General features: G+C 70.7%; 15 protein-coding genes. 12 read left to right on the plus strand and 3 right to left on the minus strand.

Translation table 11 applies throughout. The features are described 5' to 3' along the window. The first annotated feature begins 25 nt into the window (after nt 1–25). Nucleotides 26–1,849, plus strand: coding sequence for an ABC transporter transmembrane domain-containing protein (locus ACTMTU_RS26105; RefSeq protein ID WP_441265887.1), 1,824 nt, complete (start codon nt 26–28; stop codon nt 1,847–1,849). Continuing rightward, nucleotides 1,846–3,627: an ABC transporter ATP-binding protein gene (locus ACTMTU_RS26110; RefSeq protein WP_441265888.1), complete on the plus strand. Its 1,782-nt coding sequence runs from the start codon at nt 1,846–1,848 to the stop codon at nt 3,625–3,627. The genes ACTMTU_RS26105 and ACTMTU_RS26110 overlap by 4 nt, the downstream gene beginning before the upstream one ends. A gap of 52 nt (nt 3,628–3,679) precedes the next feature. Here ACTMTU_RS26110 and ACTMTU_RS26115 read toward each other — a convergent pair whose 3' ends face one another. Further along, entirely contained in the window at nt 3,680–4,471 is a 792-nt protein-coding gene (locus tag ACTMTU_RS26115) for a metal-dependent hydrolase (RefSeq protein WP_441265889.1), read from the minus strand. Between the two features lie 71 nt (nt 4,472–4,542). Here ACTMTU_RS26115 and ACTMTU_RS26120 point away from each other — a divergent pair, with 71 nt between their 5' ends. From ACTMTU_RS26120 to ACTMTU_RS26135, 4 genes are all read left to right on the plus strand, one after another. After that, nucleotides 4,543–7,116: a DEAD/DEAH box helicase gene (locus ACTMTU_RS26120; RefSeq protein ID WP_441265890.1), complete on the plus strand. Its 2,574-nt coding sequence runs from the start codon at nt 4,543–4,545 to the stop codon at nt 7,114–7,116. A 15-nt stretch (nt 7,117–7,131) separates the two neighbouring features. Next, the gene (locus tag ACTMTU_RS26125) at nt 7,132–7,998 is read left to right on the plus strand and encodes an acyl-CoA thioesterase (protein ID WP_441265891.1); all 867 of its coding nucleotides are present in this window, start codon (nt 7,132–7,134) and stop codon (nt 7,996–7,998) included. 163 nt (nt 7,999–8,161) lie between these two features. Then, a complete protein-coding gene (locus tag ACTMTU_RS26130; RefSeq protein ID WP_441265892.1) occupies nt 8,162–8,647 on the plus strand; it encodes a glutathione peroxidase in 486 nt (161 codons plus the stop codon). A gap of 46 nt (nt 8,648–8,693) precedes the next feature. Then, nucleotides 8,694–8,960: a hypothetical protein gene (locus ACTMTU_RS26135; protein WP_441265893.1), complete on the plus strand. Its 267-nt coding sequence runs from the start codon at nt 8,694–8,696 to the stop codon at nt 8,958–8,960. A gap of 83 nt (nt 8,961–9,043) precedes the next feature. Here ACTMTU_RS26135 and ACTMTU_RS26140 read toward each other — a convergent pair whose 3' ends face one another. Continuing rightward, the gene (locus ACTMTU_RS26140; protein WP_307705145.1) at nt 9,044–10,282 is read right to left on the minus strand and encodes an acyl-CoA dehydrogenase family protein; all 1,239 of its coding nucleotides are present in this window, start codon (nt 10,280–10,282) and stop codon (nt 9,044–9,046) included. Between the two features lie 165 nt (nt 10,283–10,447). Here ACTMTU_RS26140 and ACTMTU_RS26145 point away from each other — a divergent pair, with 165 nt between their 5' ends. Further along, the gene (locus ACTMTU_RS26145) at nt 10,448–11,083 is read left to right on the plus strand and encodes a TetR family transcriptional regulator (RefSeq protein WP_441265894.1); all 636 of its coding nucleotides are present in this window, start codon (nt 10,448–10,450) and stop codon (nt 11,081–11,083) included. A gap of 153 nt (nt 11,084–11,236) precedes the next feature. On the opposite strand, the gene def is transcribed toward ACTMTU_RS26145, so the two are convergent. Beyond that, entirely contained in the window at nt 11,237–11,818 is a 582-nt protein-coding gene (gene def / locus ACTMTU_RS26150) for a peptide deformylase (RefSeq protein ID WP_441265895.1), read from the minus strand. Nucleotides 11,819–11,944: 126 nt separating this feature from the next. Between def and ACTMTU_RS26155 the strand changes: the two genes are divergently transcribed. The 5 genes from ACTMTU_RS26155 to ACTMTU_RS26175 all read left to right on the plus strand — a co-directional run bounded on the left by ACTMTU_RS26155 (nt 11,945) and on the right by ACTMTU_RS26175 (nt 16,498). Next, the gene (locus ACTMTU_RS26155) at nt 11,945–13,183 is read left to right on the plus strand and encodes a MurT ligase domain-containing protein (RefSeq protein WP_441265896.1); all 1,239 of its coding nucleotides are present in this window, start codon (nt 11,945–11,947) and stop codon (nt 13,181–13,183) included. Nucleotides 13,184–13,213: 30 nt separating this feature from the next. Then, complete coding sequence (locus tag ACTMTU_RS26160; RefSeq protein ID WP_307705148.1) at nt 13,214–13,942, plus strand: type 1 glutamine amidotransferase; 729 nt, start codon at nt 13,214–13,216, stop codon at nt 13,940–13,942. Between the two features lie 187 nt (nt 13,943–14,129). Beyond that, on the plus strand, nt 14,130–15,155 hold the full coding sequence (locus ACTMTU_RS26165) for a 6-phosphofructokinase (RefSeq protein ID WP_441265897.1): 1,026 nt from the start codon (nt 14,130–14,132) through the stop codon (nt 15,153–15,155). 142 nt (nt 15,156–15,297) lie between these two features. Then, a complete protein-coding gene (locus tag ACTMTU_RS26170; RefSeq protein WP_441265898.1) occupies nt 15,298–16,248 on the plus strand; it encodes a cytochrome c oxidase assembly protein in 951 nt (316 codons plus the stop codon). Between the two features lie 91 nt (nt 16,249–16,339). Next, nucleotides 16,340–16,498, plus strand: a complete 159-nt coding sequence (locus ACTMTU_RS26175) for a hypothetical protein (RefSeq protein ID WP_189469930.1) — start codon at nt 16,340–16,342, stop codon at nt 16,496–16,498. Nucleotides 16,499–16,523: the final 25 nt, after the last annotated feature.

The following is a 16,523-nucleotide window of genomic DNA, read 5'->3' on the forward strand; positions in this document are numbered from 1 at the left end:
GACCTTCCGAACGATCTGGGACATCATGCAGATTCGCGACCTTCCGTATGTCGATCCTGGTCTGCCGGACGTCCGGTCGGGGCCGGGATTCCTCCTCTGGCTCGGACGTCGGCAGCTGCGTGGCCAACTCCGTTCCCTGTCGTGGGGATTGCTCCACTTCGTGTCCGTCATGGCGCTTCCCTACGGGGTCGGCAGGGCCGTCCAGGCGGTCGTGGAGAAGTCGGGAAGCTCCCTCGCCGTGGCGGGTGCGCTGCTCGCCGTCTCCGCCGTGGGCATCGCCGTCGGCGACACCATGCTGCACCGCACGGCCGTCACCAACTGGATCACCGCCGCGGCGCGCGTCCAGCAGCTCCTGATCCGCAAGACCTCCGAACTGGGCTCCGCGCTCACCCGGCGGGTCGCGGCCGGCGAAGTGGTCGCCGTGTCGACCGGCGACGTCGAGAAGATCGGCTGGTTCGTCGAAGCGGTCTCCCGTTTCCTCGCCGCCGCCCTCACCGTCGTGCTGGTCTGCGTCGGCCTGCTGATCTACCAGCCGGCCCTCGGCGTCCTCGTGGCCGTCGGCGTGCCGGTACTGGCCCTCGGCGTCCTGCCGCTGCTCCCCCGGGCCACCCGTCTCGCGGACGTGCAGCGGGAGAAGGCGGGCCGCGCCACGGAGCTCGCCTCCGACACGGTCGCCGGCCTGCGGGTGCTCCGCGGCATCGGCGGCGAGGAGCTCTTCCTGAAGCGCTACCGGCACGCCTCCCAGGAGGTCCGCACCGCCGCCGTCCGCAGCGCCCGGATGTGGTCGGCCATCTCCGCCGTGCAGGTGCTGCTGCCGGGCCTGCTGCTGATCTCGGTCGTCTGGTACGGCCTCGGTCTCGTCGGGGACGGCCGGATCGCCGTGGGCGAACTGGTCACCGTGTACAGCGCGGTGATGCTGCTGAGCTACCCGCTCCGGCACTTCGAGGAGATCGCCATGGCGTACTCCTTCTCCCGGCCCTCCGCGCGCCGCGCGGCGCGGGTGCTGTCCCTCGAGCGGAGCGCCCGGCAGGACACCCCCGCGGACGACTCACGCGAGCTGACCGGCGATCTGTACGACCCGGCCACCGGCCTGCTCGTCCCGGCCGGAACGCTCACCGCCGTCGTCTGCGGCGACCCGGACGCGGGGGGACTGCTCGCCGAACGGCTCGGCGGCCACCCGGCGGAACCGGACGGCCTGCCCTCCGTCCTGCTCGGCGGCGTCGCGCTGGACGGCCGGCCGCTCGAAGAGGCCCGCGGCGTGGTGCTCGTCCAGGACAAGGACCCGGTGCTGCTCTCGGGCACCCTCACCGAACTGCTCGACGTACCGGCGTCCGGGGAGGTCGCAGCGGAGCGGGCACTGGCCGCGGCGGAGTGCGGCGACGTGCTCGACGCGCTGGCGCAGGCGTCCCTCGACGACGACCCCATGACGGCGCCCATCACCGAACGCGGGCGCTCCCTGTCCGGCGGCCAGCGGCAGCGGCTCGCGCTGGCGCGTTCGCTGGTCACCGACCCCGACGTGCTGGTGCTCGACGAGCCGACGTCGGCCGTCGACTCGCACACGGAGGCACGGATCGCGGACGGCGTGCGCAAGCTGCGCGCGGGCCGCACGACGGTCCTGTTCACGTCCTCACCGCTGCTGCTCGACCGCGCCGAGCGGGTCGTCCTGGTCCACGAGGGCACGGTCGTGGCGGTCGGCACGCACCGCGAACTGCTTCGCACGGAGCCCCGCTACCGCGCGGTCGTGACCCGCGAGACCGACACGGAGCAGCGCCTCGTCGCGGCCCCGCGCGGCCCGGTCGGGGCACAGCTCACGAAGGCCGGCACCGAAGACATCGAGGAGACAGCATGATCGGCCTGGCGCCACCGGAGTACGACCCGGCGGCCCTCCGCACGGCGACCACCCTGCCGGTGGGCACACCGGCCACCGTGCGCGCGTACGTGAGCGAGCTGCTGCGGCGGCACCGGCGCGCCTTCGCGCTCCTCGTCACCGTCAACACGGTCGCCGTCGTCGCCTCGATGGCCGGTCCGTGGCTCCTCGGGTCGCTCGTGGAGAAGGCGGCGGACGGAGCGCGCGACCTGCACCTGGAACGCACCGCCGCCCTGTTCGCGGCCGCCCTCGTCGTCCAGGCGGTCTTCGTCCGGCTGGTGCGGCTGCGCGGGGCGATGCTCGGCGAACGGATGCTCGCCGATCTGCGCGAGGACTTCCTCGTCCGCTCCGTCGGACTCCCTCCGGGCGTGCTCGAACGCGCCGGGACGGGCGACCTGCTGTCCCGTATCACCACGGACATCGACCGCCTGGCCAACGCCATGCGTGAGGCCGTGCCGCAGCTGACGATCGGCGTCTTCTGGATCGTGCTGCTCCTCGGCGGGCTCACCGTGACGGCGCCGCCGCTCGCGCCCGCCGTGCTGGTGGCGGTGCCGCTGCTGGTCGTCGGCTGCCGCTGGTACTTCAAGCGCGCGCCGTCGGCGTACCGCTCCGAGGCCGCCGGGTACGCGGCCGTGGCGGCCGTGCTCGCGGAGACCGTCGACGCCGGCCGCACCGTGGAGTCGCACCGGCTCGGGGCGCGCCGGGTGGCGCTCTCCGACCGGCGGATCAAGGAATGGACGTCCTGGGAGCGGTACACCCTCTACCTGCGGTCCGTCCTCTTCCCCGTCATCAACCTCACCCACGCGACCGTGCTCACCTCCGTGCTGATGATCGGCGGCGTGTTCGTACTGCAGGGCTGGATCGGCATCGGCCAGCTGACCACCGGCGCGCTGATCGCCCAGATGATGGTCGACCCGGTGAACCTGATCCTGCGCTGGTACGACGAGCTCCAGGTGGCTCAGGTGTCCCTGGCACGGCTGGTGGGTGTCCGGGAGATCGAACCGGAGGCGGGCGACGAACAGTTGCGACCCGACGGCCGGGACGTCCGCGCCGACCGGGTGCACTTCGGCTACCGCGAGGGCGTCGACGTGCTGCACAAGGTCTCGATGGAGGTGCCGCCCGGCACCCGGATGGCGCTGGTCGGCCCGTCCGGCGCCGGCAAGTCGACCCTGGGCCGGCTGCTCGCGGGGATCTACGCGCCGCGCAGCGGCCATGTCACGCTGGGCGCGGCGGAGTTGTCGGGTATGCCGGCCGAGCGGGTGCGGGAGCACGTGGCGCTCGTCAACCAGGAGCACCACGTCTTCGTCGGCTCGCTGCGGGACAACCTGCTCCTCGCCCGCTCCTCCGCCGGGGACGCGGAGCTGTGGGCCGCTCTCGGCGCGGTGGACGCGGACGGCTGGGCGCGGGCGCTGGACGACGGTCTGGACACGGAGGTCGGCTCCGGCGGCCTCTCGCTGACCCCGGCCCAGGCCCAGCAGATCGCGCTTGCCCGCCTCGTCCTCGCGGACCCGCACACACTGGTGCTGGACGAGGCCACCTCGCTGCTGGACCCGAGGGCGGCCCGCCACCTGGAGCGCTCGCTGTCCCGCGTCCTGGACGGCCGCACGGTCGTCGCCATCGCGCACCGGCTGCACACCGCGCACGACGCGGACGTGATCGCGGTGGTCGAGGAGGGCCGCATCAGCGAGCTCGGCAGTCACGACGAGCTCGTATCGGCGGACGGCGCGTACGCGGCGCTCTGGCGCTCCTGGCACGGGTGACCCCGGAGCCCGGCCCCGGCCCGTACCGGACGGGGGCCGGGCTCCGGGCTCGTCAGATGAAGTTCAGCGCGGCGGCCCCGCCCACGCCGCCCAGCAGCATGAACGCCGGCATCAGCACCTTCAGCTCGACCCAGCTCCCGGCACGGAAGCGCATCGGCTTCGGGGGGCCCACGGCGTACCAGCGCTTGTTGCCGATCGGGATCGGCCACAGGATCGGGCAGCCGGAGACGGTGAGGGCGTCGCCGATGTCGTGGACGAGGGCGCCGAGGACGATCGGCAGGCCCAGCCACAGATATTCCTGGCCGGGCGCGGTGAACAGCCAGTCCGCGCCGTTGCCGGGCTTGTCGAGGACGCCCGCGAGGATCCACGCGCTGGTGGCGCCCAGCAGCCAGACCAGGATGTCGCTGGAGACCCGGGCGGCCCGCCACAGCAGGCCTTCCACGGCCAGCACCATGTGGACGAAAAGGATCGCGAGGACGGCCCATCGGCCGCCGAAGATCGCCAGCGCGGAGGCACCCGCGCCGATGAGGACCGCCCACAGCCAGGTGTGCGTCAGCGTCCGGTGCCCGCCGGTCCTGCGCTTGTCGCCCTGTTTCCGCGTGGCCTTGTAGACGGCGTACGACAGCTTGTCGACGATCTCGCACAGGCCGCGTGACACGGGCCCGAAGGCCCGCGAGATCGTCGCCGCCTTGTGATCCAGATCGGGCGCCAGCGCCGCACCCGCGCAGATCAGCGATCCGACGACGAGGACGGGCCACGGCATGGGGTGGCCCGCGGCGGCCGTAGCCGCTCCCACCCCCAGCCAGGCGGCCGCCCCGGACAGAGAGTGCGCCGGTCCCATCATGTGCGTTCCCGCCCCATCGTCGCCCCATCGCTCTTGTGCGTGACCCCAGTTGACAGGGCAGCGTATCGGTCATGATCTTGCCGCTCACGGCCGGTTCCCTGATCCGGCTCGGGGACAGGCAAGATGGGGGTGTGACCCTTATCGATCAGCTGCCTTCAGACGCCGACCCCGATGCCCTGTACGAAGCCTTCTCCTCCTGGGCGGAGGGCCAGGGCATCACGCTCTATCCGGCTCAGGAGGAGGCGCTGATCGAGGTGGTCTCCGGGGCGAACGTGATCCTTTCGACGCCGACCGGCTCGGGGAAGAGCCTGGTCGCGGCGGCCGCGCACTTCGCGGCACTGGCGAACGACCAGGTCACGTTCTACACCGCGCCGATCAAGGCCCTCGTCTCGGAGAAGTTCTTCGACCTGTGCAAGCTGTTCGGCACGGAGAACGTGGGCATGCTGACCGGCGACGCGTCCGTGAACGCCGACGCGCCGGTCATCTGCTGCACCGCGGAGGTGCTGGCCTCGATCGCCCTGCGCGACGGAAAGCACGCCGACGTCGGCCAGGTCGTGATGGACGAGTTCCATTTCTACGCCGAGCCGGACCGCGGCTGGGCGTGGCAGATCCCGATCCTGGAACTGCCGCAGGCGCAGTTCGTGCTGATGTCGGCGACCCTCGGTGACGTCTCGATGTTCGAGAAGGACCTGACCCGCCGCACCGGCCGCCCCACCAGCGTCGTCCGGTCGGCGACCCGGCCCGTTCCGCTGTCGTACGAGTACCGGCTGACGCCGATCACGGAGACGCTGACCGAGCTGCTCGAGACGAAGCAGGCTCCTGTCTACATCGTGCACTTCACCCAGGCGCAGGCCGTGGAGCGCGCCCAGTCGCTGATGAGCATCAACATGTGCTCCCGCGAGGAGAAGGACAAGATCGCCGACCTGATCGGCAGTTTCCGGTTCACCACCAAGTTCGGCAAGAACCTTTCCCGTTACGTCCGGCACGGTATCGGTGTGCACCACGCGGGCATGCTGCCCAAGTACCGGCGGCTGGTGGAGAAGCTGGCGCAGGCCGGCCTGCTGAAGGTCATCTGCGGCACCGACACGCTCGGCGTCGGCGTCAACGTCCCCATCCGCACGGTGCTGTTCACGGCCCTCACCAAGTACGACGGCAGCCGGGTGCGGACACTGCGGGCGCGTGAGTTCCACCAGATCGCCGGGCGTGCGGGCCGGGCCGGCTTCGACACCGCGGGTCTGGTCGTCGCGCAGGCGCCCGAGCACGTCATCGAGAACGAGAAGGCGCTCGCGAAGGCCGGTGACGACCCCAAGAAGCGCCGCAAGGTGGTCAGGAAGAAGGCTCCTGAGGGCTTCGTCGCCTGGTCGGACAGCACTTTCGAGAAGCTGATCGCGTCCGAGCCCGAGCCGCTGACCTCCCGCTTCCGGGTCACCAACATCATGCTTCTCTCGGTGATCGCCCGGCCGGGCAACGCCTTCGAGGCCATGCGCCGGCTGCTCGAGGACAACCACGAGCCCCGCAAGGCCCAGCTGCGTCACATCCGCCGGGCCATCGCCATCTACCGCTCGCTGCTCGACGGCGGAGTGGTGGAACAGCTGGACACTCCCGACGCGGAAGGCCGCACCGTCCGGCTCACCGTCGACCTCCAGCAGGACTTCGCGCTGAACCAGCCGCTGTCGACCTTCGCCCTCGCCGCCTTCGACCTGCTCGACCCCCAGTCCCCTTCCTACGCGCTGGACATGGTCTCCGTCGTCGAGTCGACGCTGGACGATCCGCGTCAGATCCTCGCCGCCATGCAGAACAAGGCGCGCGGTGAGGCCGTCGGCAGGATGAAGGCGGACGGCATCGAGTACGAGGAGCGCATGGAGCGGCTCCAGGAGATCTCGTACCCGAAGCCGCTGGAGGAGCTCCTGTGGCACGCCTACAACGTCTACAAGAAGTCGCACCCGTGGGTCGGAGACCACCCGGTGTCGCCGAAGTCCGTCATCCGTGACATGTACGAACGGGCGCTGACGTTCACCGAGTTCACCTCCTGGTACGAGCTGGCCCGCACCGAGGGCATCGTGCTGCGCTATCTGGCGAGCGCGTACAAGGCGCTGGACCACACCATCCCGGACGATCTGAAGACGGAGGACCTCGAGGACCTGATCGCCTGGCTCGGCGAGATGGTCCGCCAGGTCGACTCCAGCCTGCTGGACGAGTGGGAGCAGCTGGCCAATCCGGAGGTGGAGACGGCCGAGGAGGCACAGGAGAAGGCCGACCAGGTCAAGCCGGTCACGGCCAACGCCCGCGCGTTCCGGGTGCTCGTGCGCAACGCGATGTTCCGCCGGGTGGAGCTGGCCGCCCTGGACCGGGTCGGTGAACTGGGCGAGATGGACGCCGAGTCGGGCTGGGACGCGGAGGCCTGGGGCGAGGCGATGGACGGGTACTGGGACGAGTACGACGACCTGGGCACCGGCCCCGACGCCCGCGGCCCGAAGCTCCTGGCCATCGAGGAGGACGCGGCGCACGGCCTGTGGCGCGTACGGCAGACCTTCGCCGACCCGAACGGCGACCATGACTGGGGTATCAGCGCGGAGGTCGATCTGGCGGCCTCCGACGAGGAGGGCCGGGCGGTCGTGCGGGTCACGTCCGTCGGCCGGCTCTGACAGGGAGAACTGAGGATGACGAATCCGGCCGAGCGTCTGGTCGATCTGCTCGATCTGGAACGGATCGAGGTCAACATCTTCCGGGGACTCAGCCCGAACGAGTCCCTTCAGCGCGTCTTCGGCGGGCAGGTGGCCGGTCAGGCCCTGGTCGCCGCGGGCAGGACCACGGACGGCGACCGTCCGGTCCATTCGCTGCACGCCTACTTCCTGCGGCCGGGACGCCCCGGGGTGCCGATCGTGTACCAGGTCGAACGGGTCCGGGACGGCCGCTCGTTCACCACCCGCCGGGTCACGGCCGTGCAGGAGGGGCGCACCATCTTCAACCTGACGGCGTCCTTCCACCGCCCCGAGCCGGGCAGCATCGAGCACCAGCTGCCGCCGCGTCTCGACTTCCCGGATCCCGAGTCGCTGCCGACGGTGACGACCGAGATCCGGGAGCATCTGGGCGAGCTGCCGGAGGCGCTGGAGCGGATGGCCAGGCGTCAGCCGTTCGACATCCGCTATGTCGACCGGCTCCGCTGGACGGCGGACGAGATCAAGGACGCCGATCCGCGCAGCGCGGTCTGGATGCGGGCGGTCGGGCCGCTGGGCGACGATCCGCTGGTGCACACCTGCGCGCTGACGTACGCGAGCGACATGACACTGCTGGACGCGGTACGGATCCCGGTGGAGCCTCTGTGGGGCCGCCGCGGCTTCGACATGGCGTCGCTGGACCACGCGATGTGGTTCCACCGTCCGTTCCGCGCGGACGAGTGGTTCCTCTACGACCAGGAGTCGCCGATCTCGACGGGCGGCCGCGGGCTCGCCCGTGGCCGGATCTACGACCGCGAGGGCCGGCTGCTGGTGTCGGTGGTGCAGGAGGGCCTGTTCCGGCCGGTGTAGCCGGCCGCCGGCCGCGGTCCTCCCGGTACGGGGAAGATCGCCGCGCCCGGCGGCGTTGTCCGAGGTGCCGCCCGTGCTCCGTCACGGGCGCACCCGTGTTTTCATCGGTCGTCCACCGGTGCGGCCGTCCGGCCGCGCGCCGGCGACCCTGTGAGGAGCTTCGATGACTCTGTACGACATCCCGCTGCGCACCCTGTCCGGCGAGGCGACCTCGCTCGGCGACTACCGGGACCAGGCCGTCCTGGTGGTCAATGTGGCCTCCAAGTGCGGGCTGACACCGCAGTACGCGGGCCTGGAGCGACTGCAGAAGGAATACGGCGACCGGGGCTTCACGGTGCTGGGCGTGCCGTGCAACCAGTTCGGGGGCCAGGAGCCGGGCAGCGCGGAGGAGATCGCCACGTTCTGCTCGGCGACGTACGGCGTGTCCTTCCCGATGCTGGAGAAGACGGACGTGAACGGCGAAGGCCGTCACCCCCTGTACGCGGAGCTGACGAAGGTCGCGGACGCCGACGGCGAGGCCGGCGACGTCCAGTGGAACTTCGAGAAGTTCCTGATCTCCCCGCAGGGCGAGGTGACCCGCTTCCGTCCCGGTACCGAGCCGGAGTCCCCCGACGTGCTGGCGGCCGTCGAGGCAGTACTCTCTGCCTGACGTCGCGGGGAGCGACGCTTCCGACTGCCTTTCCCGGGGGGATCCGGTGGGGAACAAACGCAGGGACGACGATGCCATGTGGCCGCTCGGCGTCGGCCTCGTCGGCGGGGTGCTCGGTCTGGCACTGGGCGTCTGGGCCGCCTACGAGGCGTTCGTGGGCGGCACGCTGCCGCTGATCGGCTATGAGATGCCGCACGAGTCCTTCGTGCTCGGGATCGTCCTGGGGGTGGTGGTCTCGCCGGTGCTGTTCAAGCTCGGTTTCGTGGTGCTGCTGCTGCCCTCGTTGCTGATCGAGAAGCTGACACGGCGCTGAGGGCCGGAGACACGCAGAAAGCCGGCACGCGGAAGGCTCCGGCACCCCTCGGGGGAGCCGGAGCCTTCGTCGTGTCCGCCGGGTCAGCGGATCGGCATGCCCGACAGGGTGCGGGCGATCACCAGTCGCTGGATCTCGCTGGTGCCCTCGAAGATCGTGTAGATCGCCGCGTCCCGGTGCATGCGCTCCACCGGGTATTCACGGGTGAAGCCGTTGCCGCCGAGGATCTGGACCGCCTGGGCGGTGACCTTCTTGGCGGTCTCGCTGGCGAACAGCTTCGACATGGATCCCTCCGCCGAGGTGAAGGGCTTGCCGGTGGTCGCCATCCACGAGGCGCGCCACACGAGCAGGCGGGCGGCGTCGATCCGCGTGCGCATGTCGGCCAGTTGGAAGGCGATGCCCTGGTTGTCGATGATCGGGCGGCCGAACTGCTCCCGGGTCTTGGCGTAGTCGAGCGCGACCTCGTACGCGGCGCGGGCGGTGCCGACGGCCATGGCCCCGACGGCGGGACGGGAGGCCTCGAAGGTGGCCATCGCCGCGTTCTTCACCCGCTCGCCGCCCGCGCCGCCTGCCGTGCGGGCCTTCTCCCTGGCCCGGGCAAGCCGCTCATCCAGCTTCTCCTTGCCGCCGAGGAGGCAGCCGCCGGGAACGCGGACGTCCTCGAGCACGACCTCCGCGGTGTGCGAGGCGCGGATGCCGTGCTTCTTGAACTTCTGTCCCTGGGACAGGCCGGGGGTGTTCGGCGGGACGATGAACGAGGCGTGGCCCTTGGAGCCGAGCTCGGGATCGACCACCGCGACGACGACATGGACGTTGGCGATGCCGCCGTTGGTCGCCCAGGTCTTGGTGCCGTTGAGCACCCACTCGTCCTTCGCCTCGTCGTACACGGCGCGGGTGCGCATGGAGCCGACGTCGGAGCCGGCGTCGGGCTCCGAGGAGCAGAAGGCGGCCACCTTCACATCGCTCGCGTCGCCGTACATCTGGGGGATCCAGGTGCCGATCTGCTCCTCCGTACCGTTGGCGAGAACGCCCACGGCGGCGAGCCCGGTGCCGACGATGGAGAGCGCGATGCCCGCGTCGCCCCAGAACAGCTCCTCCATCGCCATCGGGATGCCGAGGCCGGTGGGGTCGAAGAACTGCTGGGCGTAGAAGTCGAGGGAGTAGATTCCGAGCTTGGCCGCCTCCTGGATGACGGGCCAGGGGGTCTCCTCCCGCTCGTCCCACTCGGCGGCGGCGGGGCGCATGACGTCCTTGGCGAAGCCGTTGAGCCAGTCTCGGACCTGCTTCTGATCCTCGTTGAGGTCGAGCGTGAACTCGGTCATGTCCCCTCCAGAACTACTGCGACAACCCGCATGTTACCTGCGGTAACGGCAGTCTGTTACCGACGGGTAGCCCCTGTCAACCAGCCATGGCCCGATCATGTGACCATTGCGGCAGGGTGTTACTTTGCGCAAGCGTCACGCAATCGTCCGGGCGGGGAGAAACACATGGAGACCACACAACACCAGCGGTCGGCCGACCAGCGGCGCCGGGAACTCCTCGAGGCCGCCGACCGGGTGGTGCTCCGGGACGGGCCCCACGCCTCCATGAACGCCATCGCCGCGGAAGCGGGCATCACCAAGCCCATCCTCTACCGGCACTTCGGCGACAAGGGCGGCCTCTACCGCGCGCTGGCCAAGCGCCACACCGACGCGCTGCTGAGAGCCCTTCAGGTGGCGGTCGACGCGGACGTCGACCGCAGGGAGCGGGTCGCCGGCACACTCGACACGTATCTCGCCGCCATCGAGGCTCGGCCCCAGGTGTACCGCTTCCTGATGCACCCTGCGGAGGACAGCCAGCCCTCGGAAGCCGGCTTCGACGTGGGCCGCCACTCGGCGCCGCTGCTGCGGCGCCTCGGCGAGGAGCTCGGCACGGTCATCGCCGACCGCGTCGACCTCGGCCCCGGCGGAGACCTGGTGGCCCGCGTGTGGGGCCACGGCATCGTCGGCATGATGCACGCGGCGGGGGACTGGTGGCTCGGCGAACGGCCGTGCTCCCGGGCGGAGTTGGTGGCCAGCCTGACGGACCTTCTGTGCGGCCGCCTCTTCCAGGTCGAGGACCGGGCGGACGGCCCGGGCTTCTGATTTCCCGCCGCGCGGGACGTTTCCCCTACCCGCCCCTTCCCGCTGTACCGATGTGCGGCTCCGCCGCGTGGGGGCTCCGCCCGGTTTCGGGAAGGGGCGGGGTGGGGACAAGCCCGCCGCAGGCGCAACGCCCCGGCCTACCCGCCCGCAGCGCTACGCCCCCCGCGTCCCCACCCGCACCCGCCCCACCCGCTCCGGCGTCCCCCAGGACGCCTTCCGTACCGCCCTCGCCAGCCTCGCCCGACGCCACGGCGACAGCCGGTCCGCGTACACCAGCCCCTCCAGGTGGTCGCACTCGTGCTGGAGGCACCGCGCGAAGAACCCGGTCCCCTCCACCCGTACCGGCTCCCCCTCCCACGTCACGCCCTCGACCACCGCGCGGTCGAAGCGTTCGGTCCCCGCCTCCAGACCGGGCAGCGAGAGACAGCCTTCCGGGCCGCGGACCGTGACACCGTCCGCCTCCACGAGGCGGGGATTGACGACGTGTCCGAGGTGGCGGACGTCCTCGTCGTCGGGGCAGTCGTACACGAAGACCCTCGACGCGACACCGACCTGGTTCGCGGCGAGGCCGACACCCTGGGCCGCGTACATCGTCGCGAAGAGGTCCTCGACGAGTTCCTTCAGGCCGGGGCCGAAGTCGGTCACGGTCTCGCAGGGCGTGTGCAGGGCCGGATCGGCGAGCAGGCTCATGGGCCTGACGCGTCCGGTACTGCCGGGGATCGGCCGGTTTCGCATGGCGCCCAGCGTACGTTCCCGCCTGTTCACCCGTGACCTCCACCTTTTCCGACGGTGCCGCGGTGCGGGCGGCCGACCGGAGCTGGATAGGCTGAGTCCCGACCGATGCAAGGAGGATCAAGGACGATGTCAGGCAACTCGGAGCCCCTGACGCCGCGAGCCAAGCTGGCCGTGACGGCGGGCAAGGCCGCAGCAGCGGTGTCCCGCGCCGCCGGACGCGGCAGCGGATCGGTGATCGGCGGCCGGGTGGCGCTCAAGCTCGACCCCGATCTGCTGGGGAGGCTGGCGCAGCACCTGGACGTGGTCCTCGTTTCTGCGACCAACGGCAAGACCACGACCACGAGGCTGATCGCCGAGGCGCTGCGGGCCAGTGGCCCGGTGGTCTCCAACGCGCTCGGCGCCAACATGCCGGCGGGTATCACCTCGGCCCTGGCGGGCGGCTCGGACGCCCGCTTCGGTGTGATCGAGGTCGACGAGAAGTATCTCGCCGGTGTGGCGAGGGATGTGACGCCCAAGGCCATCGCACTGCTGAACCTGTCGCGCGACCAGCTGGACCGCGCGGCGGAGACCAGGATGCTGGCCGAGAAGTGGCGTGAGGGTCTTGCCGGTTCGAAGGCGATGGTCATCGCCAACGCGGACGACCCGCTGGTCGTGTGGGCGGCCTCCTCCTCCCCCAACGTCGTGTGGGTCGCCGCCGGCCAGGAGTGGAAGGACGACGCCTGGTCGTGTCCGTCCTGCGGCGGTGTGATGCAGCGCCCCGGCGACGACTGGTTCTGCGGCGAGTGCGGTTTCCGCCGTCCGGCGCCGAGCTGGGTGCTCAGCGGCGACCATGTCATCGACCCGCACGGCTCCGCCTGGCCGATCCACCTCCAGCTGCCCGGCCGCGCCAACAAGGCCAACGCCGCCACCTCCGCCGCCGTCGCCGCCTGCTTCGGTGTGCCGCCGCAGGTGGCCCTGGAGCGCATGTACCAGGTGCAGGCCGTGGCCGGCCGGTACGACGTCGTCTCCTTCCTCGGCCGTGACGTACGGCTGCTGCTGGCCAAGAACCCGGCCGGCTGGCTCGAGACGTTCTCGCTGATCGACCCGCCGCCGACGCCGGTGATCCTCTCCGTCAACGCCCGCGGCGCGGACGGCACGGACACCTCCTGGCTGTGGGACGTCGACTACACCCGTCTCGCCGGCCACCCGATCTTCGTGATCGGCGACCGCAGGCTGGACCTCGCGGTGCGACTGGAAGTGGCGGGCCTGGACTTCCGTGTGTGCGACTCGGTCGACGAGGCGGTGCAGAGCGCCCCGCCCGGCAGGATCGAGCTGATCGCCAACTACACAGCCTTCCAGGACGTACGCCGTCGTGTCGGCAACTGACCGGTGGACGGACGGAGAGGACGTATGAGAATGAGTGACAGCAGCCTGCGTCTGGTGTGGGTCTACCCGGATCTGCTCAGCACCTACGGCGACCAGGGCAACGCCCTCGTGGTGGAGCGCCGGGCCCGGCAGCGCGGTCTGGACGTGATGCGCATCGACGTACGCAGCGACCAGCCGGTGCCCACCTCCGGCGACATCTATCTGATCGGCGGCGGTGAGGACCGTCCGCAGCGGCTGGCGGCCGAGCGGCTGCGCCGCGACGGCGGCCTGAGCCGGGCGGCGTCGAACGGCGCCATCATCTTCTCGGTCTGCGCCGGCTACCAGATCCTCGGCCACGAGTTCATCAACGACCTCGGTGAGCGCGAGCCCGGCCTCGGTCTGATCGACGTGGTGTCGACCCGCGGCGAGGGCGAGCGCTGTGTCGGCGACGTACTGGCCGACATCGATCCGCAGTTGGGCCTGCCGCAGCTGACCGGCTTCGAGAACCACCAGGGCATCACGCATCTCGGCCCGACGGCGCGCCCGTTCGCCCGGACCGTGCTCGGCCGGGGCAACGGCACCGGCGACGGCACGGAGGGGGCGTACAACGACACCGTCTTCGGCACGTACATGCACGGCCCTGTGATGGCCCGCAACCCGCAGATCGCGGACCTGCTGCTGAAGCTGGCCCTCGATGTGAACGCGCTTCCGCCCACGGACGACCGCTGGTACGAGGCGCTGCGCGCGGAGCGGATCACGGCCGCGACACAGCCCGCCTGACGGTCCCTCCGCTCACCCGAGCACCCATTCTGCGGCCCCTTCGCTCAGCTGAGCGGAGGGGCCGTGGGCGCGGTCCCACCAGGCGGACGCCCGTTTCAGAACCCCCGCCCCGCGCCGGTAGGGTGGCACGGAACCAACCGGACGACGTGGTCCGGGAGTCCGCCCACGTTGTAAAGGTTTTCGGGCAATGCGCATTGGTGTGCTCACTTCCGGCGGCGACTGCCCCGGTCTGAACGCCGTCATCCGTTCCGTCGTGCACCGCGCCGTAGTCGACCACGGTGACGAGGTCATCGGCTTCCACGACGGCTGGAAGGGCCTCCTGGAGTGCGACTACCGCAAGCTCGACCTGGACGCGGTGGGCGGCATCCTGGCCCGTGGCGGCACGATCCTCGGCTCCTCCCGGGTCCAGCCCGCGCATCTGCGTGACGGCGTGGAGCGGGCCAAGGGGCATGTGGCCGATCTCGGTCTCGACGCGATCATCCCGATCGGCGGTGAGGGCACCCTCAAGGCGGCCCGTCTGCTGTCCGAGAGCGGTCTGCCGATCGTGGGCGTGCCCAAGACGATCGACAACGACATCTCCTCCACCGATGTCACCTTCGGCTTCGACACGGCCGTCGGCGTGGCCACGGAGGCGCTCGACCGTCTGAAGACCACCGCGGAGTCGCACCAGCGGGTCCTGATCGTCGAGGTCATGGGCCGGCACACCGGCTGGATCGCGCTGCACTCCGGCATGGCGGCCGGCGCGCACGCGATCGTGGTGCCGGAGCGGCCCTTCGACATCGAGGAGCTGACCAAGCGGGTCGGTGCTCGCTTCGAGGCGGGCAAGCGGTTCGCCATCGTGGTGGTCGCGGAGGGCGCGAAGCCCCGCGAGGGCTCGATGCAGTGGGACGAGGGCGGCAAGGACATCTACGGCCACCAGCGGTTCGCGGGCGTGGCCCGTCAGCTCTCCGTCGAACTGGAGGAGCGGCTCGGCAAGGAGGCGCGCCCGGTGATCCTCGGCCACGTCCAGCGCGGCGGCACCCCCACCGCCTACGACCGTGTCCTCGCGACCCGGTTCGGCTGGCACGCCGTGGAGGCGGCGCACCGCGGCGAGTTCGGCATGATGACGGCGCTGCGCGGCACGGACATCACGATGGTGCCCCTCGCGGAGGCCACCGAGACCCTGAAGACGGTGCCCGTGGAGCGGTACGAAGAGGCCGAGACGGTCCTCTGACCCTCCTGGGAACCGCATTGGAGTCCCCACGAACCGCCCCCGGTCGCAGCCGCGACCGGGGGCGGTTCTACTCTGGTGCGAGCAAGCGGACATCCCGTACGAATCACCGGTACGGATCAGGAAGCCCTCCGGGAGTGCACAGATGGATCACAGCGGGCACGGCACGACGATGGATCTGCCGCCGTTCACGCTGGGGCGGGGCCTCGAGTTCTCACCGGACGTGTTCTTCCTCGTCGGCTGCCTCCTCGCGCTCGGCCTGTACGGCTGGGGTGTCGCACGGCTGCGGCAGCGGGGCGACAGCTGGCCCGTGAGCCGGACGGTCTGGTTCACCGTCGGTGTGCTGAGCATCGCGCTGATGATGTGCACCAAGCTGAACGACTACGGCATGGTCATGTTCAGCGTGCACATGGTGCAGCACATGGTGATCAGCATGCTGTCGCCGATCGTCCTGCTGCTGGGCGCGCCGATCACGCTGGCGCTGCGGGCGCTGCCCGTCGCCGGCCGCGGCCGCAAGGGGCCGCGCGAGGTGCTGCTGATGCTGCTGCACAGCCGCTACATGCGGATCGTCACGCATCCGGTCTTCACGATCCCGCTCTTCATCGCCAGCCTGTACGGGCTGTACTTCACTCCGCTGTTCGACTTCCTGATGGGGTCGAAGACCGGGCACATCGCGATGATGGTCCACTTCCTCGCGGTCGGCCTGGTGTTCTTCTGGCCGATCATGGGCGTGGACCCGGGACCGCACCGGCCCGGTTATGTGATGCGGATGCTGGAGCTCTTCGCCGGTATGCCCTTCCACGCCTTCTTCGGCATCGCGCTGATGATGGCGACGGAGCCGATGATCGGGGCGTACCGCAATCCGCCGGCCTCCCTCGGCATCGACGCGCTCTCCGACCAGAACGCCGCGGGCGGGATCGCCTGGGCGTTCAGCGAGATCCCGTCCGTGGTGGTGCTGCTCGCGCTGGTCTTCCAGTGGTACCGCTCCGACCAGCGGCTGGCCAAGCGCAGGGACCGGGCGGCGGACCGCGACGGGGACCAGGAGCTCGCGGCGTACAACGCCTATCTCGCCTCCCTCCAGGCACGCGGCAACTGAGGCGTGCGAGTCGTCACCGGCCGGTAGCGCCGGGCCCTCCTCAGGGGCGACGATTGTCCTCGACGGCCCCCGCCGTCGAAGGAGGGCACATATGTCCGGTTCGACGAAAGCGATGGGAGTGCTGACCGTCGGGGCCCTGGTGGTCGTGACGGCGTACACGGCGGCTCTCGGCAGCAACGGCTGGCTCTGGTTCGCCTGGGTGGTGCTCGGGACGGTGACCATCGGAGTGGTGGCCTCGAAGGGCACCTGAGCCGCTCACGCCCGCCCGGCTGTCG

The organism is Streptomyces sp. OZ13, assembly GCF_052068155.1.
In the GTDB taxonomy this organism is placed as follows: Bacteria; Actinomycetota; Actinomycetes; order Streptomycetales; family Streptomycetaceae; genus Streptomyces.

Coding starts and splice junctions, on each gene's coding strand:
- ACTMTU_RS26105 (WP_441265887.1), top strand. CDS start 26: ATGCAGATTCGCGACCTTCCGTATGTCGATCCTGGTCTGCCGGACGTC.
- ACTMTU_RS26110 (WP_441265888.1), top strand. CDS start 1,846: ATGATCGGCCTGGCGCCACCGGAGTACGACCCGGCGGCCCTCCGCACG.
- ACTMTU_RS26115 (WP_441265889.1), bottom strand. CDS start 4,471: ATGATGGGACCGGCGCACTCTCTGTCCGGGGCGGCCGCCTGGCTGGGG.
- ACTMTU_RS26120 (WP_441265890.1), top strand. CDS start 4,543: ATGATCTTGCCGCTCACGGCCGGTTCCCTGATCCGGCTCGGGGACAGG.
- ACTMTU_RS26125 (WP_441265891.1), top strand. CDS start 7,132: ATGACGAATCCGGCCGAGCGTCTGGTCGATCTGCTCGATCTGGAACGG.
- ACTMTU_RS26130 (WP_441265892.1), top strand. CDS start 8,162: ATGACTCTGTACGACATCCCGCTGCGCACCCTGTCCGGCGAGGCGACC.
- ACTMTU_RS26140 (WP_307705145.1), bottom strand. CDS start 10,282: ATGACCGAGTTCACGCTCGACCTCAACGAGGATCAGAAGCAGGTCCGA.
- ACTMTU_RS26145 (WP_441265894.1), top strand. CDS start 10,448: ATGGAGACCACACAACACCAGCGGTCGGCCGACCAGCGGCGCCGGGAA.
- def (WP_441265895.1), bottom strand. CDS start 11,818: ATGCGAAACCGGCCGATCCCCGGCAGTACCGGACGCGTCAGGCCCATG.
- ACTMTU_RS26155 (WP_441265896.1), top strand. CDS start 11,945: ATGTCAGGCAACTCGGAGCCCCTGACGCCGCGAGCCAAGCTGGCCGTG.
- ACTMTU_RS26160 (WP_307705148.1), top strand. CDS start 13,214: ATGAGTGACAGCAGCCTGCGTCTGGTGTGGGTCTACCCGGATCTGCTC.
- ACTMTU_RS26165 (WP_441265897.1), top strand. CDS start 14,130: ATGCGCATTGGTGTGCTCACTTCCGGCGGCGACTGCCCCGGTCTGAAC.
- ACTMTU_RS26170 (WP_441265898.1), top strand. CDS start 15,298: ATGGATCACAGCGGGCACGGCACGACGATGGATCTGCCGCCGTTCACG.
- ACTMTU_RS26175 (WP_189469930.1), top strand. CDS start 16,340: ATGTCCGGTTCGACGAAAGCGATGGGAGTGCTGACCGTCGGGGCCCTG.